Genomic DNA, 22,761 nt, shown 5'->3' with positions numbered 1-22,761 from the left:
GCTGTTTCCGGGACGCATTGGTTGACTGCGCCGCATGACTGACCATCCCGCCGTCGACAGCGTGCTCGAGCAGATCGCGCCCCGTCTGCGGCGCGCCCGGGACCACCGCGGCGTCAGCCTCGCCGAGTTGTCGCGGTCCACCGGCATTTCGACCAGCACGCTGTCCCGGCTGGAATCCGGGCAGCGCAAGCCGAGCCTCGAACTGCTGCTGCCGATCACCGCGGCGCTGGGCATCCCGTTCGACGAGATCGTCGCCGCGCCCCGGATCGTCGACCCGCGCGTGCCCCAGCAGGCCGCCAAGCGGGACGGGCGCGTGCTGATCCCGCTGTCCCGGCATCAGGGAGAACTCCGCGCCTACAAACAGATCATCCCGGCGGGCGACGTAGAGCCCCATCCGCGCAGCCACGACGGGCACGAATGGCTCTACGTGCTTCGCGGACGGCTACGCGTACGCCTGAGCGATCACGACTTCATCATGGGCCCCGGCGAAGCAGCCGAGTTCGACTGCCACCTCCCGCACTGGTTCGGTGCCGCGGGCAAGGGCGACGTCGAAATCCTCAGTCTCTTCAGCAAATCCGGCGAACGCATCCACCTACGCGTCGGCCGCCGCGATTAGACCTTGCGCAGCCCGTCGAGCAGCACCCGCACCAGATGGCGGCTGTCCGGCGTAAACCGTTCCACCGCGAGGGCGCCGACGATGAGCGCGCGCAGGTCTTCGCCGTCGATGTCCGCGCGTACGGCGCCCGCGGCTTGCGCGCGCTCCAGAAGCGCCGTGAGGTTCACCCGAAACCGCTCCGCTGCTTCGGCCTTGTACGCAGAACCGCTGGTCTCACCGAGCGCTTCGCAGATTGCCCGATTGCGCGACGCCTGTTCGATGACGCGCGTGAAGTAGTCGTAGAACGCTTCGCCCGGCGCGTCGGAGTCGATCAACTCCTGTGCCTCGACGCCGTACTGTTCCAGCCGCTCCACCACGACCGCCTGGAACAGGGCTTCCTTGCTGGGGAAATGCCGGTAGACAGTGCCCGCGCCGACGCCGGCCAGTCGCGCGATGTCGTCCAGGGGCACGGACAGCCCGTCGACGGCGAACGCTGCTTCGGCGGCAGCCAGCACGCGGGCGCGGTTCCGGCGCGCGTCCGCGCGGAGCGCAGGCTTCTCCACCGGGCCATCTCCTCTGCTCTCAAAGTGGTGCGGTCGTCCGATTCTTCCTTGGAACGAGGTCCGCCGCTTCCGACCGTGGCCGAGATCTCCAGACCCTCGTTGACAACCGGAGTGCGAACTCCGTATCGTCGTAAGCGGGTGCCCCGTTCCGATTATCGTCCCGTCTTCCCGAATGAGGTTTCCGATGCCCCGCACCGTGTCCGAAGTAGCCGAGATCGTCGCGAACGCGCTGAGCGCCATCGACGCCGCGGCGCTCGCGGACGTTCTCGCCGAGGACGCCGTCTACGAGATCCCGTTCACCGGCCACCGTTCGGCCGGCCGGGACGCGGTAGTGGCCACGCTCGGCGCGGGCAGCGCCGTCGCGGCCCGGATCGGCCTGGAGAAAGTCGAGGTCACCACCACCGAAACCGCGGACGGCTTCGCGGTCGAACTGGTCGCCGAGGGCCGCAATCCGCACACCGGCCGCCGCTACCGGCTCCCGTCGTCGGCCGGACTGCTGACCGTGCGGGACGGCGAGGTCACCCGGTACCGCGACTACCCGAACCACGGCGCGGCAACCACGCTGTACGGCACGAAGGAGGTCTTCCAGCGCTTCCTCGACGCGGCCGTCGACAACCGCTGGGACGACCTCGCCGACCTGTACTCCGACGACGTCGTCATCGAAATCCCGTTCGCGCCGGCCGGGGTGCCGAGGGTGACACGCGACCGCGAGGAGTTGCGCAAACGCTTTCACCAGGCCGGGGAGCGCCGCCGGATCACCAAGGCGGACCGGGTCGTGGTGCACGAGACCGGCGACCCGGAGGTGCTGGTGGCCGAGTACGACCTGCACGGCGAGTACGAGGGCAAGCCGTACGTGTCGACATACGCGATGGTGTTGACCGTGCGCGACGGGCGGATCGTGCACTCCCGCGACTACTCGGGCGCGCCTAGGTTCGAGGAGTAGTCCCGCGGACGTCCTGGTCCGCGCCGGGAGCCGCGAACTTCAGCAGGAGCGAACCTTCCGTCTCGACCTCGGCGCGCTCGGCGGCGGTCAGCGGCCGGAACGGCTCGATCTCAAGCGTTGCCGACGTCTTGTCCTGCTGGAGCTTCCAGGCTCCGGCGACCTGACCGTCCACGAGGAAAGCGGCGCGCATCCCGTTGCCGGTCAGCAAGCGTTTGCGGTCTTCGGCGGAGATCACCCGGGTGCGGTCGGCGTGGGAAGCCAGCAGGTTGTCGTACTCGGGCAGGAAGCGGACCGGGGCGGGAGTGTGGGCCGCGGGGCGGGGTGCGCCCGGCAGGTCGAACAGCTCCGTCCCGTGTTCGTCCCGGAAGACCGCCAGCCGCGGCCGCAAGCCTTCCAGGACCGGACGCAGCCGGGTCCGGCCCGCCCAGGTCTGCACGTCGGCGGCCGAGGCCGGGCCGAAGGCGGCGAGGTAGCGCAGCACGATCTGTTCGGCGTCGGCGGTGGCGGCCGGTTCGGTTCCGGTCCAGTCGGCCGCCGCCGCGTACCGGGTGGTGCCGCCGACGCCCCAGACCGCCCGCGGCGGCACCTGCACCAGCGGCACGCGATTGCGCACGACGGTGGCGAGCGCGTGCGGGTCACGGTCGGGCCACTGCTCGTGCAACACCGCCCGGAGTTCCTTGGGGGTAAGCGGCCGGGTGCCCAGCAGCGCCCGGCCCGATTCCGCCACGGCCGCGCGGTCCAGGCCGGCCAGCGGTGCCTTGAACGCGGTGTCGAGTTCGCGGTCGAGCGCGTCTTGCGACCACGGCCGCAAGGCGCGATAGTCCGCGACGGTGACCAGGTGAACGGTGCTGCGCATCAGCGCGACCCGCACCAGGCGACGTTCGGTCAGCGCGTCCGCCAAGTCCGCGGTGCGGAACGCCCGAATCCGGCTCCAGAGCCCGAAATACGGCGCGTACGGGGCCTGCGCTTGCATGCCGACCAGCCGCGCGACCGCCTCCTCGACGGTCGCGTCGGCTCGTTCCAGCAACGACTGACGGGCCAGCAGGGCTCGTCCCAGCTCTCGCCGCCCGAGGGTCACAACGTGCTCCTTCAGTTGTTGAAGTCGGCGCGGTGATCCGCGGTCCACTGGGCATAGGTGCGCGCCGGGTGCCCGGTGATCTGCTCGACCACGTCGTTGACCGGCGCGGGTTTGCCGACCGTCTGCGCCATGAGGTCGAACAGGGCCGCCAGGAATACCGGGTCCATGAACTGGCTCATCTGCTCCCGGACGGGTTCCGGGTCGAGATCTTCGACGACGAGCGGACGCCCGAGCGTCTCGCCGAGAACCCGGACCTGGTCCGCTTGAGTCAGCGAGTCCGGGCCAGTCAGGTCGTAGGCCCGCCCGGCGTGCCCGCCGCCGGTCAGGATCCGCGCGGCGACCTCCGCGACGTCCCGTTCGTGCACCGCGCTGAACGCCGCCTCGGCATACGGCACGCGGACGACGTCGCCGCCTTGAAGCTGCATCGCGAACGTCAGCGAGTTGATGGCGGGGAACAACAGCCGCAAGAACGTCCACTCGATGCCGGTCTCCGCGACGGCTCGCTCCACGTCGCGGTGGTACTGGGCGATCACGTCGGGCTGCTGTCCGGCGCCGGGAACGACCGCGCCCGAGGACAGCAGCACCAGCCGCCGCACCCCGGCCTCGACCGCGGCCGCGAGCAGCGGAGCGACGTCCATTCCGTACTGCGGGACCAGGAAGGCGGCCTCGACACCGGCCAGCGCCGACGGCAGCGTCTCGGGCTTGGTCAGGTCCCCGCGGGCGACGTCGACCCCGTCCGGGAGTCCGGCCCGCTCCGGGTCCCGGGTCAGCGCCCGCACCGGCGCGCCCGCCGCGACCAGCTCCTCCACTGCCTGACGTCCGAAGTGGGCCGTGGCTCCGATGACGAGATACATGCGCTGTTCCTCCGTGCGGTTCGCTTACTGCCTTGTCCGCACCGTAGGAGCGGATTAGGCAAGCTACGTTCCTAATCGCGCGGGATACTGAAAAAATGCTGGAAACCTCGGCGCGGTTGCTGCGCTTGCTCTCGCTGCTCCAGACGCCCCGCGAGTGGACCGGAGCCGAACTGGCCGAACGGCTGTCGGTCAGCGCCCGCACGATCCGCAACGACGTGGAACGCCTGCGCACCCTCGGCTATCCGGTGCACGGCAGCCGCGGCGCGGTGGGCGGTTACCGGCTCGGGGCCGGGGCCGCGTTGCCGCCGCTGCTGCTCGACGACGAGGAGGCGGTCGCGGTGGCGATCGGGCTGCGCACCGCGGCCGGCGGCACGATCACCGGCGTCGAGGAGACTTCGCTGCGCGCGCTGGCCAAACTGGAGAAGGTCCTGCCCGCCCGGCTCCGGCGGCGGGTCGAGGCGATCCAGCGTTACGCCGTCGCGGTGCCCAGGGACGACCTCGGACCGCGGGTGGACGCGGACGTCCTCAGCACCCTCACCGCCGCTTGCCGCGACCACGAACGCGTGCGCTTCGACTACCTCGGCCACGACGGCACCGAGAGCAGGCGGGACGTGGAGCCGTACCGCCTGGTCAACTGGGGTCGCCGGTGGTACCTCGTCGCCTTCGACCCCGCCCGGGACGACTGGCGGACCTTCCGCGTGGACCGGATTCGCCCGCGCAGCACCCCGGCCGGTCCCCGGTTCGCACCCCGCGACCTCCCCGAAGAGGCCGTCGACCAGGTACGCCGGGGCGCGTCCTCCGCCGCGTGGCGTTACCGGGCGCGGGTCGTGGCGCGGGTGTCCGCGGAGAAGCTGGCCGAGCGGATCACTCCCGCGATCGGCACGGTCACGGCGATCGACGATGACCGCTGCCTGCTGGATACGGGTGCGGACAGCGTCGAGACTCTTGCGGTGCATCTCGGTTCGCTCGGGGTCGACTTCACGGTGACGGAACCGCCCGAACTCGTCGAGGCCGTGCGTGCGCTCGGGAATCGGTACCAGCGCGCTGTCGCTCAGTGAGTCGCGGTCTGCGCTGCCGAGGGCGTGAACAGGTGCTCCGCCGTGGCCACCGTCCAGTCCCACACGCCCGGGATCAGCAGCACTCCCACCAGCAGGAACACCGGGAACACCAGCCGGGTCTCGACCTTCTTGCCGGTGTGCAGCCGCAGCGGCTTCGGCGGGCGGAGCTCGTACCAGGTCTCCCCCCCCCGATCGGCAACGGGAACAGGAACGGGCAGCCCGACTCGGTCAGCGAATCGCCGAGGCAGTGCACGAAACACCCGGCCGCGACCGCCACGCCGAGCCAGCCGGAGATGTCCGCCAGCTGGGCCACCCGGTCGTCGGGCGCGGTGAAGTACCACCAGGCCACCGCGCCGCCGTAGGGCAGCAGCAGCCAGTCGCCCAGCGCGCCGACCGCGAGCAGCAAGCCGAACAACAGCACGCCCAGCACGGCCCAAGCCCCGCCCGCGGTACAGCCCGCGGAGGTGGCCGCGCCGAGGGCGACCGCGAACAAGAGGGTGTGCGAGAGGTGCCGGTGCGTGCCGGTCACCTTTTCGTCGCGCGGACCCTTCGTCAGGGCGTACACGGCGGCGGACACCCGGCGCAGCAGCCACGACAGCGCGCCGGTCAGCCAGCCGAACAGGCGGGTCGCGCTCGCGCTGGGATGGTCCAGGTCCGGCAGCAGCGCGAACCCGGCCGTGGTGGCCGCGAAGACCACCGCCTGATGCACCGAGCCGACGCCGACCGCGGGCGCGAGGGCGAGCCCCGCACACCAGCCGGTCAGGGCGTGCGTGCGCCCCATCATGATGGTCATCCCCCAGGTCGCGGGCCAATTCGATCCGCGACCGTATCGGGAGATCAGGCCGGGGGTTCCTCCGACACGCTCAGGTGTTCGGCCACGCCGGTGAGCTCGATCACCCGGCTCACCGCCGGGCTCGGGACGACCTCGAGTTCGACGTCCTGTTCGCCGGCCTGCCGCTGGGCGTGCAGGACGACGTTCAGCGCCGATGAGTCGAAGAAGGTCACCCCGGTGAGGTCGGCCACCACGCGACGGGAATTCTTGTCCGCGATCAATCCGGCAAGAGCTTCCTGCAGCTGCGGGCTGGTGAGCAGATCGAGCTCACCCGTGACCACCACCCTCGGCTCGGCGGCCGCGGTGTCCAGCGTGATGCCGAATCCGGGCGGAGTGGCGTTCTGGTCGGCTGCGGGCATGCAGTTTCTCCTCGTCAGGCGCTGCTCCTGCGCCGGTACGCGCCTGTAGTCTCAAGCGGCAACCGTGTCACGGTCCCAAAGCATCTGGAGACCCAACCCTAACCCAGCGGGTGACCGCCGCCGCGTCGGCACACGGCTACACCTTGGCGCGCGGGGGGCCGGGAGACGCACAGCACCCGCGCACCGCAGGTCGGCGCGCGGGCGGGGAGGTCGTCGGCTCAGGCAGACACGGTCTTGCGCTTGGCCCGCCGTTCGCGCATGAACAGCTCGCGGCGCTCGATCTCGCCGAGCCCGCCCCAGATCCCGTACGGCTCTTCGACGGTCATCGCGTGCTTGCGGCACTGGGCCAGCACCGGGCAGGTGTGGCAGATCGCCTTGGCACGGGACTCGCGGCGCTCGCGCGCGGAGCCGCGCTCGTTGTCGGTATGGAAGAACAGGCTGCTGTCCGCTCCGCGGCACGAGCCTTGAAGCTGCCACTCCCACTCCTCGGCCACCACGTTCGGCAGTCGGCTCACGTCAGCCATGTCGTCCCCACCTTTCCCGGGATCAGCACTCGACCGCTACATGCCCGCCGGTCGCGGCGGTCAAACGCGGGTTTGGTTTGCTCACCCCCCGGGCATGTGGCAGACCGGGCACGAAAGACTGGCGAAGCACGCCGGAGAGAGGAACAGCACGTGGAGGAGAACGCCCCGCTCGAGCGCGAGGACGCACAGCTCATCGAGGTGCGGACGGCGGCTATCCCGCACGTGGTGCCCACCCTGCGCACCATCGTCGCCGACATCGCGATGCGCCAGGACTTCGACCTGGACGCGGTCGAGGACCTGCGGATGGCCGTGGACGAGGCCTGCTCGATGCTGTTGCCCTCGGCCGCCGACGGCAAGCTGACCTGCGTGTTTTCCTGGCTGGACGGCCGGATCGAGGTCACTGTGTCGGTGGTCTCCGACCGCGCCGAGCACGGCGACGAGACCGGTCTGTCCTGGCAGCTGCTGACCGCGCTCGCGACCTCCGCGCGGCGCACCGTGACCCCGGCCAACGGCCGGTACCTCTCCCGGGTGCAACTGGTCCGGGAGAGTGAGGCGGCCAGCTCGTGACGAACCCCGCCGGCGGCGACAAGCCCACCGACGTGGCAGCCCTGTTCCACGAGCTGACGCAGCTGCCCGACCGTTCGCCCCGCCGCGAGGAGATCCGGGACATCCTGGTGCGCGAGCACCTCGAACTGGCGCGCAACCTCGCCCGGAAGTTCCGCAACCGCGACGAGGCGATGGACGACCTCGTGCAGATCGCGACGGTCGGCCTCATCCACGCGGTCGACCGCTATGACCCCACGCAGGGCACGGACTTCCTGGCCTTCGCGGTGCCGACGATCTCCGGCGAATTGCGCCACCATTTCCGCGACAACAGCTGGTCGGTCCGGGTGCCGCGGCGGCTCAAGGAGCTCAACGCGACGATCTCAGCTGCCCGCGAGGAACTGACCGTGCGGCTTTCGCGCGCCCCGAAGCCGAGTGAGATCGCGCGGCATCTCGACGTGCCGATCGAGGACGTCTACGAGGGTCTGCGCGCGGGGCAGGGCCGGTACGGGGCCTCGCTGGACAACCTGCTGGAGAACTCCGCGCACACCCGCTTCGGCGCGCCGGACGCGAACCTCGGCCAAGCCGAACTGCGCGAGGCGCTGCGGCCGATGCTGGACAGTCTGCCGGAGCGCGAGCGCAAGATCGTGGCGTTGCGCTTCGGGTCCGGGATGAGCCAATCGGACATCGCGCGCCGCGTCGGGGTTTCCCAGATGCAGGTGTCGCGGCTGCTCGCGGCGACGCTGAAAAAGCTCCGTACCGGACTGGCGGAGACTGACATCACCGAGGGCACCTGATTCGGTTTCCCCCGAGTTGGGTAAACACCAGATGCGAGCAGAGCGGCCGGGAGGTGCAGAAGCCATGACGACGTCGAGGATGCCGACCAGGAGCACCGGGGCGGCCGCCGCCACCGTGCGCCTGGAGCTTCCGGACGACGTCACCGCGCCCGCCATCGCGCGAGCCCAGGTCCGCGCCGCGCTCGCCCAGGTCGACGTCCCCGCCCAGGTGCGCGACGACGTCCTGCTCGCGACCTCCGAACTGGTCACCAACGCCTTCGAGCACGGCGACCGCCCGGACCGCTTGGAGCTGCGGCTTGAGGACGGCGAACTGATGGTGCGGGTTTTCGACACTTCCGCCGCCGTTCCGCAGTTGAAGGAACCGGTCGCCCCGTCCGCGGCGCGCAGCCGGGGGCTTCAGCTGGTGCGCGCGTTGTCCCGGCGCTGGGGTTATGACCCGGCCGAGGGCGGGAAGTGCGTGTGGGCGGCGTTCGGCCTGAGCTGACGGCCTGCCAGGAGTCCGGCCGCGCCGAGCGCTCCTGATCCGACTCCTGAACGGGGAGGCGAGACCGGTTGCAGTCCGCTCCCCCAGGACTGGTCCCGCCGCGCGCTGTCCGGTTTTGTCTCGTTCGCTCCCGTTGCCGGTGCCTTACGCTCGCCGGATGCTGGACGCAATCGGGGTGACTGGGGACGAGGAGCGGGTCTACCGGCTCCTCGTGGGGATGTTCGACGCCGGACCGCGGCAGGTGGCCGAGCAGCTGGGCCTGAGCGCGGCGCAGGTGTCGGCGATTCTGCGTTCGCTGCACGCCAAGGGGCTGGTCAGCCTGGTCGCCGGGGACGAGCCGCGGTATGCGCCGTCGCCGCCGGATGTCGCGTTCGGGCCCTTGCTGATGCGCGGGCAGGAATCGCTGGAGTGGGCGCGCACCGCAGTGAGCCGGATGGCCGAGGAGTATCGCGGGGGTGCGCGGCGGCGGGACGCGACGCAACTGGTCGAGGTGATCACCGGCAGTGCGGCGATCCGCCAGCAGTTGACGAACATCCAGGTCGGCGCCCGGCACGAGCTGCTGTGGTTCTGCCGGGCCGGGCACATCGCGATGGCGTCGGGCGAGAACGCCGACGAGTACGACGCGCTTGCTCGCGGCGTGCGGTACCGCGTCGTCTACGAGCGGGCGATGCTGGAAGAGCCCGGCATGATCGAGAACGTCGCGCACGGGATCCGGCACGGCGAGGAGGCGCGGTCGTCCACCGTGGTTCCGGTGCGGCTGGCGATCGCCGACGGCACCATCGCGTTGTGCCCGCTGGTGCAGAATCTCGACGGCTCCGGCGAACCGACCGCCGCGTTGATCCGCGAGAGCAGTCTGCTGGCCGCGTTGATCGCGTTGTTCGAAAGCTATTGGGAACGCGCGTGGCCGCTGCGCGCGGACGGGACCCCGCAGGACGCCCCCGGTGGCGCCGGGCCGGACCGGGACGAGCTGCATTTGTTGTCATTGCTGGTCGCGGGGGTCACCGACAAGGCGATCGCGACGCGGCTCGCGGTGAGCCAGCGGACCGTGCAGCGGCGGATCCACGACCTGATGACCCGGATGAACGTGCAGACCCGGATGCAGCTCGCGTGGGAGGTCAGCAGGCAGGGCTGGCTCGACGAGCCCGCGGCAGCCGGATAACCGCGACGGGTTATCCGGCTGCCTCTTTCTCAGGAGAGCCCGTAGGCGCGGAGCACGGTCTGCTGCACCGCGTTCCCGTCCGCGTCGGAGCCCTGCACTCGCAGCGCGACAAATCCGTTCGTGCGGTCCAGCCGCGGATGGCCGACCACGGCGCGGAAACGGCCACCGCCGATGGGGTCCATCCGCTTGACGTTCGTCCACGTGCGACCGTCGTCATAGGACACTTCGACGGTCAGCTGCGGATTTTTCGGCGCGGCCAAGCCGTCCTGGTTGCGGACGGTGAACTCGACCGGCAGCGCACGTCCGGCTCGCGCCTTCTGCGCCAGGTCGGTCTGCACGCCGTAATCCACCTGCAGCAACGGAAGCAGGTCCGTTTTGCCTTCGGCGGGCCGCTTCGACCCGAAGGTCCACGACGTTTCGGTGTGCGTGCCGTACGTCCAGTCCGGAGTGGTCTTGGTCAGCGCCAAATCGAGCCGGTACTTCGCCGGGTCCGCCGAAGCGGGGAACTTGCCCCACGCCGCCGGGCCTTCCTTGACGAGTTTTCCGTCCTGGTACAGCTTCGCGCTCACCTGGTCCGGCACCTCTTCCCAGGCCGACTCGGAGAACGCGTAGTGCGACGTTTCCGGATCGACGAATTCGGGGATGCGGAAGGCGAACGTGTCGCCCGTGCGCGAGGTTTCCAGTCCGGCTCCGCGCGGGATCGCCGGGCGGACCACCGGCGCGTACCAGTTTTCCGTCGCCCGCTGTCCGGGGCTGAACGTGCGCGGCTGTTCGAGCATGCCGACCGCCAGCGGCTGGAAAGTGTCCCAGTTGAGCTTGTTGTTCACCCGGTGCTGCCAGATCGTCTCGTCGGTCGAAACGATTTCCTCGCGGGCCGTTCCGGTGTGCGCGTACCGCTGATACTGGTTGATCGCGGTCTTTTCCCATGGCCGCCAACCGAATCGCTGTTCGGAAAGCCATTCGTCCTTGCCGGTCGCGTGGTAATTCGCGGTGACCGTCGCGCTGTTGCGTTCGTTGACCTGGTAGACGATCTTCTGCGGAATCTGGTCGCGCGTCACCTGCATGACGTCGTACAGGTACGGGCTCACCGGCGTGCCCTGCAGGAACAAGCTCGTGAAACCGTACTTGGCCCGGTCGGCCAGCTTCATGCCTTGTTCGTTCGTGATCAGCACGGCGGGAATCGGCAGGCGATCCCCGCGCGGCTGCCAGTGCCCGTACGTGTGTTCCTCGGGCAGGCTGACGACCATCACCATCGCGGCACCCGCGGCGGCGGCCTGCTTTGCCGCGGCGTCCGGGTCGGTGCCGTCCTTCGCGGGGGTCACCAACGCGATTTTCCCGCGCGCCTTGGCATATTGCTCCGGCTTGTCGGCGGCGACCGGAACGACGTCGAGCCACTTGAAGCCGGAAATCGCCGGGGACGACGCGTAGTAGAACAGCTCGGTCTTGATCCCGACCCACGGCAACGTAGTCGCGGTCAGCATCGGCGCCGTGAGCTGCCACCGCGTGCCGAATTCGAACGTCCCGTTCTTCACCTTCTGCGTCGGCGTCACGTAGATGTGCCGGACGCCGGGGAATTCCATCACGTAGTTCGAGATCTTGCGCGAGCCGAATTCGCGGTGCGCGTAGCTGCTGATGATGTTTTCCAGCGTCGACGGCCGCGGCGTCTTGATCTCCACCGGCACCGCGTTCCGCGCGTCCATCACCAGGTTCAGGTCCCCGGTCAGGGAAAACTCGGGTTTGAGCACGATCGCGAGTTCCTCGTCCGGAGCCCATCCGGTGTGGAACATCGCGCGGGCGTAGTAGGTGCCCTCGGGCAGTTCGGTGACGAACGGATGGTCGCTGACGACGTCGCCCACGATGTCGTAGCGCATGTCGTCGCCGAAGATCTGGATGTCCATCGGATGCGCCTTGCCGTCGCGCCCGACACCGGTGACGGTCACCTTGTGCTTCGGCGGTTCCTTCACCAGCCCGATCGTCGTGTGCACCGCGCCGACGAGAACGCTGCCGGTGTAGTTGCCAGGCACCAGCGCAGCCGAATCGACGGAGACCGCTACCGTCGCGGTCCCGTTGGCGGGAACCTCCACAGTGGACTTGTCGAGCTTCACCGCGTCGCCCGGCGTGGCCCCGTCACCGCGGCGCAGGTCGAGTTTCGGGGTGATGGTGACCGGTGCGGAAGTCGTGTTGGTGTAGGTGATTTCCTTGCGTACCGGACCGCTGTCGTTGGTTACCGGGCCGAGGTTGAGCGTGCCGGTCGCGAAGACTCCGGGGTGCACGGCCGCAGCCGCGACGTCCACCCGGCCGCCGCCTTGCTGGAACGCGTTGAGTCCCGCAGACGGTTTCGACGTACTGGCCAAGCCGTCCTTGAGCTGCTGCGCGGTCCATTGTGGATACCGCTGGGCCAGGATCGCCGCCGCACCAGCGACATGCGGCGTCGCCATCGACGTGCCGGAGGCAGCGGTGTAGTACTGGTCCACCACTTCACCCAGTGCAGTGCCCGCCGCGCGCGCCGCGACGATGCCCACGCCCGGCGCGGTGATGTCCGGCTTCACCGCCTGGTCGCCCTGCCGCGGACCCATGCTGGAGAACGGGGCCAGCTCGTCCTTGCGGTCCACCGCGCCGACGGTCAGCGCGGCGTCCGCGGTGCCGGGCGTGCCGATGGTCGACGCGCCGTTCTGGCCGTCGTTGCCCGCGGCGACCACGAACAGCGCGCCGGTGCGGGCGGTGAGTTCGTTGAGGCCGACGCTGAGATCGTCGGTGCCGTCGGTCGCGCCGCCGCCGAGGCTCATGTTGATCACCTTGGCTCCGGACGCCGCGGCCCACTCCATCCCTTGCAGGACTTCGGAAGACGAGGCTGTGCCGTCGTCGCCGAGCACCTTGCCGACGTACAGCTTCGCGCCCGGAGCCGCGCCCTTGCGCGCGCCGCCCGCGGCCGCGCCGGTGCCCGCGATGGTCGCCGCGACGTGCGTGCCGTGGCCGAACCGGTCGACGACGTCCGGGCTGGTCGAGAAGTTCGCCGACTTGGCCACCTTGCCCGCGAGGTCCGGGTGGTTGGGGTCGTAGCCGGTGTCGAGCACGGCCACCGCGACGCCGGATCCGTCGAACCCGGCCGCCCACGCCTCCGGCGCCCCGATCTGCGGGACACTGCGGTCGAGCGACGCGTGCACCTTGCGGTCGAGCGTAATCCGTTCCACCGCACCGGAAGCCGCGTGCGGGCCGGTGAAGGACTGCCAGAACTCGCCGGCACGCTTCTTGTCCTCCCGCACCGCGCGGCCGTTCACGCTGGGCAGTTCAGCGCCCTGCGTGGTGGCGGCCAGCGTCGGCGCGGACGCGATCGAGACGCCCTTCGCGTAGTGCGCGATCATCGGCACCGTCGGGCTCGACTCGTCGGCGTACCCCTGCGCGATCAGGTCGGTGACGTTGAACAGGGCTTTGTCGAGCCGTTTGCCCGCCACGAGCGACAGTGCGTCCGCCGGGATGACCAGCAGCTTTCCGTCCACTTCGGACTGGCTGAAGCGGATGTTCTCGCGCCCCTTGCCCGGCTGGACCGTCGCGATTTGCCTGCCGCCCTGGACGCTTTCGACTCGCACGACGTCACCGGTGAGCAGGGTGACCGTGTGCCGCTCACCGGGACCAGGCGCCGGTGAACCGTTCGCAGGCTCCGCCGCCGCGGGTGCCGCGTGGCCGAATGCCGCGACCAGTGCGCCCGTGCAGCCGAGAGTGATGGCTCGTGATCTCCACGTCATCGCACCAGATTCGGGGCGAGCCGGGGTTCACGTCACTAGCTCGCGGTGTCGCGGTTGTGACATGTCGCAACTGGGACAACGTCTGGTTAGCCAGCCACCGTCGCGTAATAGGCCATTAGGCGGTCGGCCAGTTCGTCCGGACGGCTCAGCAACGCGAGATGAGAACCAGCCATCTCGTCCGCGTCCAGTCCCAGCCGCTCCTTCGCGACCCGGCGCAACAGGTCCGCGGCGAAGAACCGGTCGTCGCGGAAGATCAACACCTTCGTCGGCACGTCCGGCAGCCGCTCGCCCGGCCACGGCACGCTGTACTCGGCGCTGTTCTGGTCCCGGCCCCGCCGCTCGTTCTCCTCGGCCAGCTCCGCCGGAACGTCCGCCATGAACTGCTCGGCGGTGCTCAAGCCCTCGGCCGACGCGAAGCCGACGTTGCCCCACCACTCCCCTGGAGCCTCGCCCGGCGCGGGCACCATCCCGGCGACGAACACGAGCAGCCGCGCGCCGACCCGTTCCGCCACGAGCGGCGCGGTGAACCCGCCGTAGGAATGGCCGGCCACGACGACGTCCTGCGCGTCGCCGATCGCCGCGACGACGGTGTCGGTGAAGTCAGCCAGCGTGGCCTGGGGGTTCTCGATGGGCAGGTCCGGGGTCACGACCTCGTGGCCGGACGCCTTGAGCCGCGCGGCGACCAGGTGCCAGTCCCAGCCGCTGCCGCCGCCCCCGTGGATCAGTGCGAAGGTCGCCATGGGACCCAGCTTGTCACGCTGGGCAGCGCTTCAGCATGTCCTGCAGCGCGTTCTTCTCCATGTCGGTGATCGTCAGCCCGTAGTAGTGCTTCACCGTGACCCAGTCGGTCGCGTAGGTGCACCAGAACGAAACCAGCGGCGGCTTCCACTCGTCCGGCGCCTTGTCGCTCTTCTGCCGGTTCACGCTCGCCGTCACGGCGAACAGCTGCGGCCGGACCAGGTCGTTCGCGAACTGCTCGCGCTTCTCCTGCGTCCAGTCGCGCGCGCCGCTCACCCAGGCCTGGCCGAGCGGGACCAGGTGGTCGATGTCGAGCTGGGTCGGCTTGGTCCAGGTCTGGCCGTCGTAGACGCTGAGCCAGGTGCCCGACGTCGGCTTGCAGTCGCTGCCCGCCTTGACGTCCTTGCCCGCGCGCTTGAGGACGGCCTCGCGGGTGTCGCAGTTGTCGCCCTGGCTGTCCCAGTGCTTGAACTTGTCGCGCGAATAGCCGGTCATCGTGCCGCGCGCGCCGATCTTCAGTTCGGACAGCTGCTTCGTCGCGTCCGCGGCGGACGCCGGCGCCGCCTCGGACTGGGTGTCGCCGACTTCGCGCTGTCCGTACCAAAACCCGACGACAGCGATGAGCAGCACGACCGCGAGCAGCACGGTGCGCTTGGTGGGGAACGGCCGGGCCATGGTGCGCGGAATCCTCTCGGGCGGGGAGTTCGGGAGCCGGAGTATGCCTGTCGCCGGGCCGGTAATCGCGCAGACACTCTCGGCAGCGCTCGAGCCGTGGCAAGGACCACGTACGGCCAGTTGTTGCCCGCCAACGAAAAAGCCCTGATCAGCGGGGGTGGATAACGCTCGCGAAGGTGTCACGTCCTCGGCGGTCGCGGCGATTGTCTTGAGTGGGGAGCCGGAAAGGAGCGGGTGCGAGATGCCCGGGCGGCTGCGGAACTGGAACACGCGGGTCGACGACTACCTGCGCCGGAAGGCGGCGGAGGGCGGCAACCTCGTCGCGATGACGCGGGTCGCTGCTGACCTGCGCGAACGCGGGGAAACGGCGGAGGCCGAACAGTGGTATCGCCGGGCCGCCTCGGGCGGGGACCGGATCGCCATGACCGCACTGGCCCATCTGCTGGCCGAACGCGGCGCCGACGACGAAGCCGCCCGCTGGTACCACGAAGCCGCGCAGGCCGGCGAGCCGCACGGGATGCTCGGATACGCCCGTACCTGCGAAAACCAGGGTCACCTCAACGAAGCCGAGCGCTGGTATGCCGCCGCGTTCCAAGCCGGCGTGCCGGAGGCAGCCGGACTGCTCGGGCACCTGCTCGTCGAAGACGGCCGGTACGCGGACGCCGAGGGCTGGTGCCGCGCCGCCGCGGAGGACGGCGACGCCACTGCGATGCTCGACCTCGGCACTGTGCTGCGAGAACTCGGCGCGCCCGAGGAGATGGCGCACTGGTGGCGAGCCGCGGCGGACGCGGGCGAACTCTCCGCGACCTGCCTGCTGGGCCGGGAAGCGGAACGGGCGAACCGGGAAGGCGACGCCGAGCGGTGGTTCCGGCGCGGCGCGAAGGGCGGGCACGTCGAGGCGAAGGTGCGGCTGGGGCTGCTGCTGCATCGCCGGGGCGACCTCGAAGAAGCCGAGCGGTGGTACCTCGAAGCCGCCGAGGCGGGCGACGCGGCGGCGATGACCAACCTCGGCGTCCTCGCCCGCAATCGCCGCGACGACGGCGAGGCCGCGGCCTGGTACCGCAAGGCCGCCGAGCACGGCAGCGTCCCCGCGCTCACCAACCTGGGACATCTCGCCGAAGCCCGCAACGACCTGGCACAGGCCGAACGCTGCTTCCGCGTCGCCGCGGAAACCGGCGACGTGCAGGGCATGCTGAGCCTGACCCGGATGCTGCGCGCCCGCGGCGCGACCGCCGAAGCCGACCATTGGCAGGCCCTCGCCGCCGACCGTCCACAGTAGACAGCTGGTCCGGGATCTCGGGGTCGATCTCGGGGATCGTCCCGGATGTTCCCCGGCCCCCGCGCGGCTAGCGTCGATCGGGTGTTCCGACGCGTGCTTCTCGCCCTCCTCGCCGGTATCGCGGTGTTCCTGGTGCCGTGGACCGTCTACCTCGGCCTGACCCTGCCCGAGCACTTCGACACGAGCCAGTGGCGGGTCGCCTGGGTCGGCTTCGACATCGTCCTGCTGCTGTGTTTCGCCGCGTCCGTGCTGCTCGGGATGCGCCGCAGCCGCGCCTCGGTGCCGATGCTGGCCGCGACCGCCGCGCTGCTGTGCTGCGACGCCTGGTTCGACGTCGTCCTCGACTGGGGCGGCCCCGACCAGTGGCCCAGCATCGGCACCGCGCTGCTCGCCGAGCTGCCGATCGCGGTGTTCCTGATGCTGCGCGCTCGTGCCCTGCTCGCCGGCAACGCGCGACCGCGGCCGCTGACCATGCGCGACGTCGCGGTGCGCACGAACCCGAACTACCAGCGGTTGCTCCGGCTGATGCCCGCCACTTCGGCCGAACTGCGCACGCAGCTCCCGTCGATCGACGTCCCGGCCGCGCTGCTGACCCTCACCCACGCCGGATACACGCGCCGCGCCCGGGACGGCCGCTGGCATTCCGTCCCGCAGAGCACGAACGAGGCGAAGCCCGAGGACTTCCCCGAGGAGGACCGGCCGAAGCTGGCCGCCTACCTGGACGCGAAGTACGACCACGAGGTGCGCCTGATGGCCTGGGCCGCCGAGCGCCGCGACACCTTCGACGGCTGGACCGCCGGGAGCCGGGCCGGGATGCGGCTTAGCTACCAGGACTTGAAGGAGTTCCAAGCGGAGTACCTGGAACTGGTGCACCGCTACGCCGCCCGCAAGCCCGGCCCGACCGAAGAGGCGCGCGATCTGGCCGTCCGGTTCTACGCGTTCCCGGAACCCGAACCCGCTGAGCTGGCGTAAGTTTCGGGGCATGATTCATCACGTGCAGGTCGCCTGCCCAGCAGGCGCGGAAGACGACGAACGCGCGTTCTACACCGGCGTGCTCGGCTGGGCGGAACTGCCGAAACCGCCGCTGCTGGCAGCCCGCGGCGGCTGCTGGTTCCAGGTCCCCGGCGTCGGCGGCCCGGACGGCGAACTGCACATCGGCGTCGAGGCGGATTTCCGTCCGGCGCGCAAGGCGCACCCGGCGTTCGTGGTCGACGTGGACACCGTCGCCGCCGCGATCGAAGCCTCCGGACGCCCCGTGACGTGGGCCGATCCGGCGGAAATCCCGGGCAGGCGGCGGTTCCACACCTTCGACCCGGTCGGCAACCGGCTGGAGTTCCTCGAGGGCTGATCCGTCCTTTGTGGACTTTCAGTCGCCGACCGCGTCCCGCCCGCGTTTCACGATCAGCGGATCCGGTTCCCCGACCACGGTTTCGTCCTTGCCCTCGTACTCGAACCGCGACAGGAAGTAGCGCATCGCGTTGATCCGGGCGCGTTTCTTGTCGTTGCTCTTGATCGTGATCCAGGGGGCGAGATCGTTGTCCGTGCGGAGGAACATCGCCTCCTTGGCCGCGGTGTAGTCGTCCCATTTGTCGAGCGACTGCAGGTCCATCGGGGACAGTTTCCACTGCCGCACCGGGTCGACCTGCCGGATGATGAACCGGGTGCGCTGTTCGGCCTGGGTCACCGAGAACCAGAACTTCGTGACCGTGATCCCGCTCTCCACGAGCATTTCCTCGAACAGCGGCACCTGGTGCATGAACTGCTCGTACTGGTCCGGCGAGCAGAACCCCATCACCTGCTCGACCCCGGCCCGGTTGTACCAGGACCGGTCGAACAGCACCATCTCGCCCGCGGTCGGCAAATGCTGGACGTAGCGCTGGAAATACCACTGGTGCATTTCCCGGTCGCTGGGCTTGGCCAGCGCGACGGTCCGCGCGTGGCGCGGGTTGAGGTGCTCCATGAAGCGTTTGATGGTGCCGCCCTTGCCCGCGGCGTCGCGCCCCTCGAACAGAAGCACGTGGCGGCTGCCGGTCTCGCTGATCGAGTTCTGCAGCTTGAGCAGTTCGACCTGCAGCAGGTACTTGGTCTCGTCGTACTCCTCGCGCGGCATGCGCTCGGCGTACGGGTAGTTCTCCCGCCAGGTGTCGACCGCCTTGCCGAACGCGTCGATCAACACGGGATCGTCGTCGTGATCCTCGCCGACCGAATGCCCGTCGATCCCGAGCCGATCGATGTACTCCCGCACGTCCCGCAACATGCGGCCGACCTTAAGCAGGGCAGGTGAACGGGAGGTGTCTCAGAACTTCCGCAGCTCCTCGTGCACCCTCTCCGGCTGCGGCAGCTGCCAGACCGGCAGCCGATGCAACTGCGCAACCGTCAGCGGCGCCGCGAAGTCCGCTCCGTACTCTTCGCCGCTGATTGCGTGGAACCGCAGCCCTTCCGGCGAAAACCCGGTTCCGACCACGACGAGATTCGCCTGCTCGCTCACGGCGAGCCACGCCCCGGCGAAGTGCAGGACCATCGCCTCGACTGTGGTGTCCCGCACTGTCCACCGCGCTCGCGGCCACTCCGCCCGGCGTTCGGCCTGTTCGGTGAGGTGCTGCCACACCGCCGCGCCGACGCGACTGCGGTCCGGCATCGTGCCGACCGGCTCGACGAGGTTCATCAGCTTCCCGAGCGGACCGCGGAGGTCGTCCAACTGCGTGGTGGTGGCGACGAGCGCTCCCCGGTCGCCGCGGTCCGTCCGGTGTCCCAGCCAATACACTCCGCCGGTCGGGGTGTCGTCGACCGTCGCGATCCATTTTCGGTGCGATTCCGGCCATTCGAGGTCGAAAACCTCGCCTCGCGCCGCGGCGGCTTCCTGCGCGGACCCGTCGAGCCGTTCGCCGCGCAAGGGAGCCATGGCCGGAGTTTACCGCGCATTGACCAGGTACAGCTCCGCCTTTCCGTAGAGCGGCGCGGAAATCGTCCAGTGCGCAAGGGAATCCGGCGGCGGCGGTCCCCCCGTTACCGTTTTCGTAGTTCCTGATCAAGGAGCTGTGGTCGCCAGGTCCGGCATGACTGTGTCCCCCAGTCGAAGTGATGATCCGGGGGGTGGTGTCACCGGGCCTGGTGGCATCGACCGACCGCTGATAAGGACACGGCCGCCGCTGGGCAGGTCTCCTCGTAACGTGGGTGCCGGCGCTCGATGCTCGACCGGGCGACCACCCGCACCACGGCGAAGGGCATGGTGGATGACCAGCGGTATCAGGGTTTTTCTGGGCTTGGACGTGGGCAAGGGTGACCATCACGCGGTGGGGCTGGACCCGGACGGCAAGCGGCTGCACGACGCTCCGCTGCCCAACAGCGAACCGAAACTGCGGGCGTTGTTCGACAAACTCGCCGGCCACGGGCGGCTGCTGGTCGTGGTCGACCAGCCCGCCACCATCGGAGCCCTGCCGGTCGCGATCGCCCGCGCAGCCGGGCACCAGGTGGCCTACCTGCCCGGCCTGGCGATGCGCCGCATCGCCGATCTCTACCCCGGCCGGGCGAAAACCGACGCCCGCGACGCGTTCGTCATCGCCGACGCCGCCCGCTCGCTCCCGCACACCCTGCGCCAGGTCGACCTCGGCGACGACGCCCTGGCCGAACTCGACGTGCTGGTCGGGTTCGACGACGACCTCGCCGCCGAAGCGACCCGTCTGTCCAACCGCGTCCGCGGCCTGCTCACCGGCATCCACCCCGCACTCGAACGCGCCATCGGCCCGAAAATCGCTCACCCGGCGGTGCTGGAGATCCTCTCCCGCTGCGGCGGGCCCGCCGGAATCCGCAAAGCCGGACGCCGCAACTCACCGCGATCGCCATCGCGCACGCGCCCCGCATGGGCGACAACCTCGTCGCGGCGATCATGGCCGCGCTGGACGAGCAGACCGTCACCGTCCCCGGCACCACAGCCGCCGACACCGTCCTGCCCCGGCTCGCCGACAGCCTGAAAACCGTGCTCCAGCAACGCAAAGCCGTCGCCGGACAAGTCGAGGGGATACTCGATGCGCACCCTCTTGCCGGGGTCCTGACGTCGATGCCCGGCATCGGAGTCAGGACCAGCGCGCGCATCCTGCTCGAGATCGGCGACGCCTCCGGGTTCGCGTCCTCGGCGCATCTCGCGGCCTACGCCGGGATCGCCCCGGTCACCCGAGCTTCCGGCACCAGCATCAAAGGCGAGCACCCCGCCCGCACCGGCAACCGCAAACTCAAACGCGCGTTCTTCCTCGCCGCCTTCGCCGCCCTGTCCGACCCCACCAGCAGGCACTACTACGACAAAAAGAGAGCTGAGGGCAAGAAACACAACGCCGCCCTCATCTGCCTGGCCCGACGACGCTGCGACGTCCTCTACGCCATGCTCCGCAACAACACCCACTACCGACACCCCGAACCCGCGAGCGCCCCTGCAGCGGCTTGACAACCACATAAGGACACCCCCCCCGCGGCTAGCGCCCACAGCTCCTGGTCGCCACCGAGGGTCTCCGGGACGTCGGCCCCGTACTCGGCCGCCATCCCCCACCCCCGCCCCTGCTCCGAAACTGTCGTCACAACACCCTGTCCCCGCTCGCCGCGACAGCGTTGCATCCGGCCCCGCGACCCAGCGCGAGAAATCCGCGAAACCTGCCCTGACCTGCGCGTATGAGGTTTGTCATGAAGACCGCCTGCGGAACCCACCCCGGTTCGGTGAGAGCTGCGCCTGTGCCCTCCGGTGCGGTCGGCGAGACGCTGACGGCATGGGAAGGGAAGCAGTAGTGGAGGTGGACGGGCTGCGGATCGACTACGGGTCGTTCGTAGCGGTCCACGGGTTGAGCTTCACGGTGCGCGCCGGCGAGGTCTTCGGATTGCTGGGGACCAACGGCGCGGGCAAGACGTCGACAATGGACGTCCTGGAGGGGTACCGGCGGCCCGCGGCCGGGAGCGTGCGGGTCTTCGGGGTCGATCCGGCCGAGCAGCGCGAGAAGATCGCGCCGCGGGTCGGGATCATGTTGCAGGAGGCCGGGTTCTTCGACGATCTGACGGTCGTCGAGTCGATCCGGGCCTGGCGGCGCTTCACCGCCGACGCGATGTCGGTCGACGAGGCGATCGACCTGGTGGACCTCGGCAAGGTCGGGAACACGCGCGTGGGGAAACTGTCCGGCGGCGAACGACGGCGTCTCGACCTGGCGCTCGCCGTGCTGGGGCGGCCGGAGCTGCTGTTCCTCGACGAGCCGACGACCGGCCTCGACCCGCAGGCGCGGCGGCGCACGTGGCGGGTGCTGGAGGACATGGTCGCGGGCGGCATGGCGATCCTGCTGACCACCCACTACATGGAAGAAGCGCAGTACCTCGCCGATCGCGTGGCGATCATGGACCGCGGGCGCATCGTGCGCCACGGCTCCGTCGGCGAGGTGATCGGGGCCGACCACGGCTCGACGGTCACGTTCGTCAGCGAGGCCCCGGTTCCGGTCGAACTGGCCGGGGTGTCCGACGACGGCCGCCACTACGCGCTGAGCAGCACCGACCCGCAGGCGGACCTGCACCGGCTGCTCGACTGGGCCCACCGGGCCGGCGCGCGGATCTCCGAACTCGAGGTCCGGCGCAATTCGCTCGAGGACGTTTTCCTGCGGGTCGCCGACGAGGCCGACCTCGCTGTCACCGCGAAGGAGCGCTGATGACCGCCGCCGCACTCGCGCCGTCCGCCCGCCGATCGCTGGGCTGGTGGCGCTACACCTGGTCGCAATTCCTGCTGTCGCAGAAGGTGCACTGGCGCGATCTCGGTTTCGCGCTCACCGGGGTGCTTATTCCGCTCGGGCTCGGCATCGGATTGCCCGCGAGCCAGCACGGCAAGGGCGAGATCGCCGGACTCGACGGCGGTGTGTACCTGCTGCCCGGGATGATGGGATTCGTCCTCGTCTGGATCGTCTACAACGTCGTGAACTCGGCGACGAGCCGGCGCGGGAAACTGATTTACAAAAGGCTGCGCGGGACCCCGCTTCCGGACACCGCGATCATGACCGGCGAAGCCATGAGCGGATCGGTCACCAGCGTCGCGCAAGTGGTCGTGCTGCTCGTTTTCGGGCTCGTCTACCTGGGCGCCCCGGCCCCGGCGAACCCGCTGTTGCTGCTCGTCGGCGTGGTGCTGGGCGCGTTCACGTTCGCGCTGCTGGCGATCGGCGTTTCCGGGCTGCTGCCCACCAGCGAGGTCTCCACGTGGCTGGTCACGCCATTCCTGTTCCTGATGATGTTCGCGTCCGGAATCGTATTCCCGCTGTCGGAGATGCCGCACTTCCTGCAGGTGCCGGTGCGATACCTGCCGTCGAGTTCGGTGGTCGAGATTCTGCGCACCGCTTACCTCGGCCGCGACTTCGCTTCGAATCCCGCGACGGCCCAGTTGCCCCGCGAAGTCGGATTCCTCCAGTCGTTCCGGGCGTGCGTCATGCCGCTGGGACTACTCTGTGCCTGGATCGGCGTTTCCCTCGGCCTGGGCAAGCGCTTCTTCAAATGGGACCCGAAACGGACGGGCTAGGCGGGAGGACG

23 protein-coding genes and 1 pseudogene are annotated in these 22,761 nt (G+C 69.8%); 13 read left to right on the top strand and 11 right to left on the bottom strand.

Features of this window, described 5'->3' with window-relative positions; genetic code table 11:
- Positions 1–34 precede the first annotated feature (34 nt).
- Positions 35–616, top strand: coding sequence for a helix-turn-helix domain-containing protein (locus SSMG_RS40340; protein WP_009086026.1), 582 nt, complete (start codon positions 35–37; stop codon positions 614–616).
- Here the strand turns inward: SSMG_RS40340 and SSMG_RS40335 are convergent.
- Positions 613–1,158, bottom strand: coding sequence for a TetR/AcrR family transcriptional regulator (locus SSMG_RS40335; RefSeq protein WP_009086025.1), 546 nt, complete (start codon positions 1,156–1,158; stop codon positions 613–615). The genes SSMG_RS40340 and SSMG_RS40335 overlap by 4 nt on opposite strands.
- A gap of 184 nt (positions 1,159–1,342) precedes the next feature.
- Here SSMG_RS40335 and SSMG_RS40330 point away from each other — a divergent pair, with 184 nt between their 5' ends.
- Positions 1,343–2,101, top strand: coding sequence for a nuclear transport factor 2 family protein (locus SSMG_RS40330; RefSeq protein WP_037719039.1), 759 nt, complete (start codon positions 1,343–1,345; stop codon positions 2,099–2,101).
- On the opposite strand, the gene SSMG_RS40325 is transcribed toward SSMG_RS40330, so the two are convergent.
- Positions 2,085–3,179, bottom strand: a complete 1,095-nt coding sequence (locus SSMG_RS40325) for a winged helix DNA-binding domain-containing protein (RefSeq protein ID WP_050788531.1) — start codon at positions 3,177–3,179, stop codon at positions 2,085–2,087. The genes SSMG_RS40330 and SSMG_RS40325 overlap by 17 nt on opposite strands.
- Before the next feature lie 11 nt (positions 3,180–3,190).
- Positions 3,191–4,033, bottom strand: a complete 843-nt coding sequence (locus tag SSMG_RS40320) for an NAD(P)H-binding protein (RefSeq protein WP_009086019.1) — start codon at positions 4,031–4,033, stop codon at positions 3,191–3,193.
- Positions 4,034–4,128: 95 nt separating this feature from the next.
- On the opposite strand from SSMG_RS40320, the gene SSMG_RS40315 reads away from it, so the two are divergent.
- On the top strand, positions 4,129–5,091 hold the full coding sequence (locus tag SSMG_RS40315) for a YafY family protein (RefSeq protein ID WP_009086018.1): 963 nt from the start codon (positions 4,129–4,131) through the stop codon (positions 5,089–5,091).
- 73 nt (positions 5,092–5,164) lie between these two features.
- On the opposite strand, the gene SSMG_RS40310 is transcribed toward SSMG_RS40315, so the two are convergent.
- The 3 genes from SSMG_RS40310 to SSMG_RS40300 form a co-directional block, all read right to left on the bottom strand.
- Positions 5,165–5,884: a metal-dependent hydrolase gene (locus SSMG_RS40310; protein WP_009086016.1), complete on the bottom strand. Its 720-nt coding sequence runs from the start codon at positions 5,882–5,884 to the stop codon at positions 5,165–5,167.
- A 44-nt stretch (positions 5,885–5,928) separates the two neighbouring features.
- Complete coding sequence (locus tag SSMG_RS40305) at positions 5,929–6,282, bottom strand: STAS domain-containing protein (RefSeq protein ID WP_009086015.1); 354 nt, start codon at positions 6,280–6,282, stop codon at positions 5,929–5,931.
- A gap of 218 nt (positions 6,283–6,500) precedes the next feature.
- On the bottom strand, positions 6,501–6,806 hold the full coding sequence (locus tag SSMG_RS40300; protein ID WP_009086013.1) for a WhiB family transcriptional regulator: 306 nt from the start codon (positions 6,804–6,806) through the stop codon (positions 6,501–6,503).
- Between the two features lie 150 nt (positions 6,807–6,956).
- On the opposite strand from SSMG_RS40300, the gene SSMG_RS40295 reads away from it, so the two are divergent.
- The 4 genes from SSMG_RS40295 to SSMG_RS40280 all read left to right on the top strand — a co-directional run bounded on the left by SSMG_RS40295 (position 6,957) and on the right by SSMG_RS40280 (position 9,789).
- Positions 6,957–7,373, top strand: a complete 417-nt coding sequence (locus tag SSMG_RS40295) for an anti-sigma factor (protein WP_009086012.1) — start codon at positions 6,957–6,959, stop codon at positions 7,371–7,373.
- Positions 7,370–8,146, top strand: a complete 777-nt coding sequence (locus tag SSMG_RS40290; RefSeq protein WP_009086010.1) for a SigB/SigF/SigG family RNA polymerase sigma factor — start codon at positions 7,370–7,372, stop codon at positions 8,144–8,146. The genes SSMG_RS40295 and SSMG_RS40290 overlap by 4 nt, the downstream gene beginning before the upstream one ends.
- A gap of 64 nt (positions 8,147–8,210) precedes the next feature.
- Positions 8,211–8,630 (top strand): ATP-binding protein, encoded by a 420-nt coding sequence (locus SSMG_RS40285; RefSeq protein WP_037719037.1) that lies wholly within the window; start codon positions 8,211–8,213, stop codon positions 8,628–8,630.
- Positions 8,631–8,787: 157 nt separating this feature from the next.
- Positions 8,788–9,789: a LuxR family transcriptional regulator gene (locus tag SSMG_RS40280; protein WP_009086007.1), complete on the top strand. Its 1,002-nt coding sequence runs from the start codon at positions 8,788–8,790 to the stop codon at positions 9,787–9,789.
- Positions 9,790–9,818: 29 nt separating this feature from the next.
- Here the strand turns inward: SSMG_RS40280 and SSMG_RS40275 are convergent, their stop codons facing one another.
- From SSMG_RS40275 to SSMG_RS40265, 3 genes are all read right to left on the bottom strand, one after another.
- Positions 9,819–13,376, bottom strand: coding sequence for a S8 family serine peptidase (locus tag SSMG_RS40275; RefSeq protein WP_199786447.1), 3,558 nt, complete (start codon positions 13,374–13,376; stop codon positions 9,819–9,821).
- A 242-nt stretch (positions 13,377–13,618) separates the two neighbouring features.
- Positions 13,619–14,272: an alpha/beta fold hydrolase gene (locus SSMG_RS40270; RefSeq protein WP_009086004.1), complete on the bottom strand. Its 654-nt coding sequence runs from the start codon at positions 14,270–14,272 to the stop codon at positions 13,619–13,621.
- Positions 14,273–14,285: 13 nt separating this feature from the next.
- Entirely contained in the window at positions 14,286–14,945 is a 660-nt protein-coding gene (locus tag SSMG_RS40265; protein WP_037719034.1) for an HNH endonuclease family protein, read from the bottom strand.
- A gap of 241 nt (positions 14,946–15,186) precedes the next feature.
- Here SSMG_RS40265 and SSMG_RS40260 point away from each other — a divergent pair, with 241 nt between their 5' ends.
- From SSMG_RS40260 to SSMG_RS40250, 3 genes are all read left to right on the top strand, one after another.
- Positions 15,187–16,224: a tetratricopeptide repeat protein gene (locus tag SSMG_RS40260; protein WP_037719032.1), complete on the top strand. Its 1,038-nt coding sequence runs from the start codon at positions 15,187–15,189 to the stop codon at positions 16,222–16,224.
- Between the two features lie 81 nt (positions 16,225–16,305).
- Complete coding sequence (locus SSMG_RS40255; RefSeq protein WP_199786446.1) at positions 16,306–17,196, top strand: hypothetical protein; 891 nt, start codon at positions 16,306–16,308, stop codon at positions 17,194–17,196.
- 10 nt (positions 17,197–17,206) lie between these two features.
- Positions 17,207–17,572, top strand: a complete 366-nt coding sequence (locus SSMG_RS40250) for a glyoxalase (RefSeq protein ID WP_009085997.1) — start codon at positions 17,207–17,209, stop codon at positions 17,570–17,572.
- A gap of 18 nt (positions 17,573–17,590) precedes the next feature.
- Here the strand turns inward: SSMG_RS40250 and ppk2 are convergent, their stop codons facing one another.
- Positions 17,591–18,481, bottom strand: coding sequence for a polyphosphate kinase 2 (gene ppk2 / locus SSMG_RS40245; protein ID WP_037719030.1), 891 nt, complete (start codon positions 18,479–18,481; stop codon positions 17,591–17,593).
- Between the two features lie 39 nt (positions 18,482–18,520).
- A complete protein-coding gene (locus tag SSMG_RS40240) occupies positions 18,521–19,126 on the bottom strand; it encodes a hypothetical protein (protein ID WP_009085994.1) in 606 nt (201 codons plus the stop codon).
- Positions 19,127–19,457: 331 nt separating this feature from the next.
- Here SSMG_RS40240 and SSMG_RS40235 point away from each other — a divergent pair.
- From SSMG_RS40235 to SSMG_RS40225, 3 genes and pseudogenes are all read left to right on the top strand, one after another.
- A pseudogene (locus tag SSMG_RS40235) lies at positions 19,458–20,662 on the top strand (IS110 family transposase).
- A gap of 316 nt (positions 20,663–20,978) precedes the next feature.
- The gene (locus tag SSMG_RS40230; RefSeq protein ID WP_009085989.1) at positions 20,979–21,896 is read left to right on the top strand and encodes an ABC transporter ATP-binding protein; all 918 of its coding nucleotides are present in this window, start codon (positions 20,979–20,981) and stop codon (positions 21,894–21,896) included.
- Positions 21,896–22,750 carry an ABC transporter permease gene (locus SSMG_RS40225; protein ID WP_009085987.1) on the top strand — a complete coding sequence of 285 codons (855 nt, stop codon included), beginning with the start codon at positions 21,896–21,898 and terminating at the stop codon, positions 22,748–22,750. Before SSMG_RS40230 ends, SSMG_RS40225 begins: the two co-directional genes overlap by 1 nt.
- The last annotated feature ends 11 nt before the right edge of the window (positions 22,751–22,761 follow it).

Origin of the sequence: Streptomyces sp. AA4 (genome assembly GCF_000158875.1) — a bacterium.
GTDB lineage: Bacteria > Actinomycetota > Actinomycetes > Mycobacteriales > Pseudonocardiaceae > Amycolatopsis.
This window is presented reverse-complemented; position numbering and strand designations above follow the sequence as displayed.

What these genes read in the sequence shown, in the direction of transcription:
- SSMG_RS40340 (WP_009086026.1), top strand. Translation starts at nt 35, where the DNA reads ATGACTGACCATCCCGCCGTCGACAGCGTGCTCGAGCAGATCGCGCCC.
- SSMG_RS40330 (WP_037719039.1), top strand. Translation starts at nt 1,343, where the DNA reads ATGCCCCGCACCGTGTCCGAAGTAGCCGAGATCGTCGCGAACGCGCTG.
- SSMG_RS40320 (WP_009086019.1), bottom strand. Translation starts at nt 4,033, where the DNA reads ATGTATCTCGTCATCGGAGCCACGGCCCACTTCGGACGTCAGGCAGTG.
- SSMG_RS40315 (WP_009086018.1), top strand. Translation starts at nt 4,129, where the DNA reads ATGCTGGAAACCTCGGCGCGGTTGCTGCGCTTGCTCTCGCTGCTCCAG.
- SSMG_RS40310 (WP_009086016.1), bottom strand. Translation starts at nt 5,884, where the DNA reads ATGACCATCATGATGGGGCGCACGCACGCCCTGACCGGCTGGTGTGCG.
- SSMG_RS40305 (WP_009086015.1), bottom strand. Translation starts at nt 6,282, where the DNA reads ATGCCCGCAGCCGACCAGAACGCCACTCCGCCCGGATTCGGCATCACG.
- SSMG_RS40300 (WP_009086013.1), bottom strand. Translation starts at nt 6,806, where the DNA reads ATGGCTGACGTGAGCCGACTGCCGAACGTGGTGGCCGAGGAGTGGGAG.
- SSMG_RS40285 (WP_037719037.1), top strand. Translation starts at nt 8,211, where the DNA reads ATGACGACGTCGAGGATGCCGACCAGGAGCACCGGGGCGGCCGCCGCC.
- SSMG_RS40280 (WP_009086007.1), top strand. Translation starts at nt 8,788, where the DNA reads ATGCTGGACGCAATCGGGGTGACTGGGGACGAGGAGCGGGTCTACCGG.
- SSMG_RS40270 (WP_009086004.1), bottom strand. Translation starts at nt 14,272, where the DNA reads ATGGCGACCTTCGCACTGATCCACGGGGGCGGCGGCAGCGGCTGGGAC.
- SSMG_RS40265 (WP_037719034.1), bottom strand. Translation starts at nt 14,945, where the DNA reads ATGGCCCGGCCGTTCCCCACCAAGCGCACCGTGCTGCTCGCGGTCGTG.
- SSMG_RS40260 (WP_037719032.1), top strand. Translation starts at nt 15,187, where the DNA reads ATGCCCGGGCGGCTGCGGAACTGGAACACGCGGGTCGACGACTACCTG.
- SSMG_RS40250 (WP_009085997.1), top strand. Translation starts at nt 17,207, where the DNA reads ATGATTCATCACGTGCAGGTCGCCTGCCCAGCAGGCGCGGAAGACGAC.
- ppk2 (WP_037719030.1), bottom strand. Translation starts at nt 18,481, where the DNA reads ATGTTGCGGGACGTGCGGGAGTACATCGATCGGCTCGGGATCGACGGG.
- SSMG_RS40240 (WP_009085994.1), bottom strand. Translation starts at nt 19,126, where the DNA reads ATGGCTCCCTTGCGCGGCGAACGGCTCGACGGGTCCGCGCAGGAAGCC.
- SSMG_RS40230 (WP_009085989.1), top strand. Translation starts at nt 20,979, where the DNA reads ATGGGAAGGGAAGCAGTAGTGGAGGTGGACGGGCTGCGGATCGACTAC.
- SSMG_RS40225 (WP_009085987.1), top strand. Translation starts at nt 21,896, where the DNA reads ATGACCGCCGCCGCACTCGCGCCGTCCGCCCGCCGATCGCTGGGCTGG.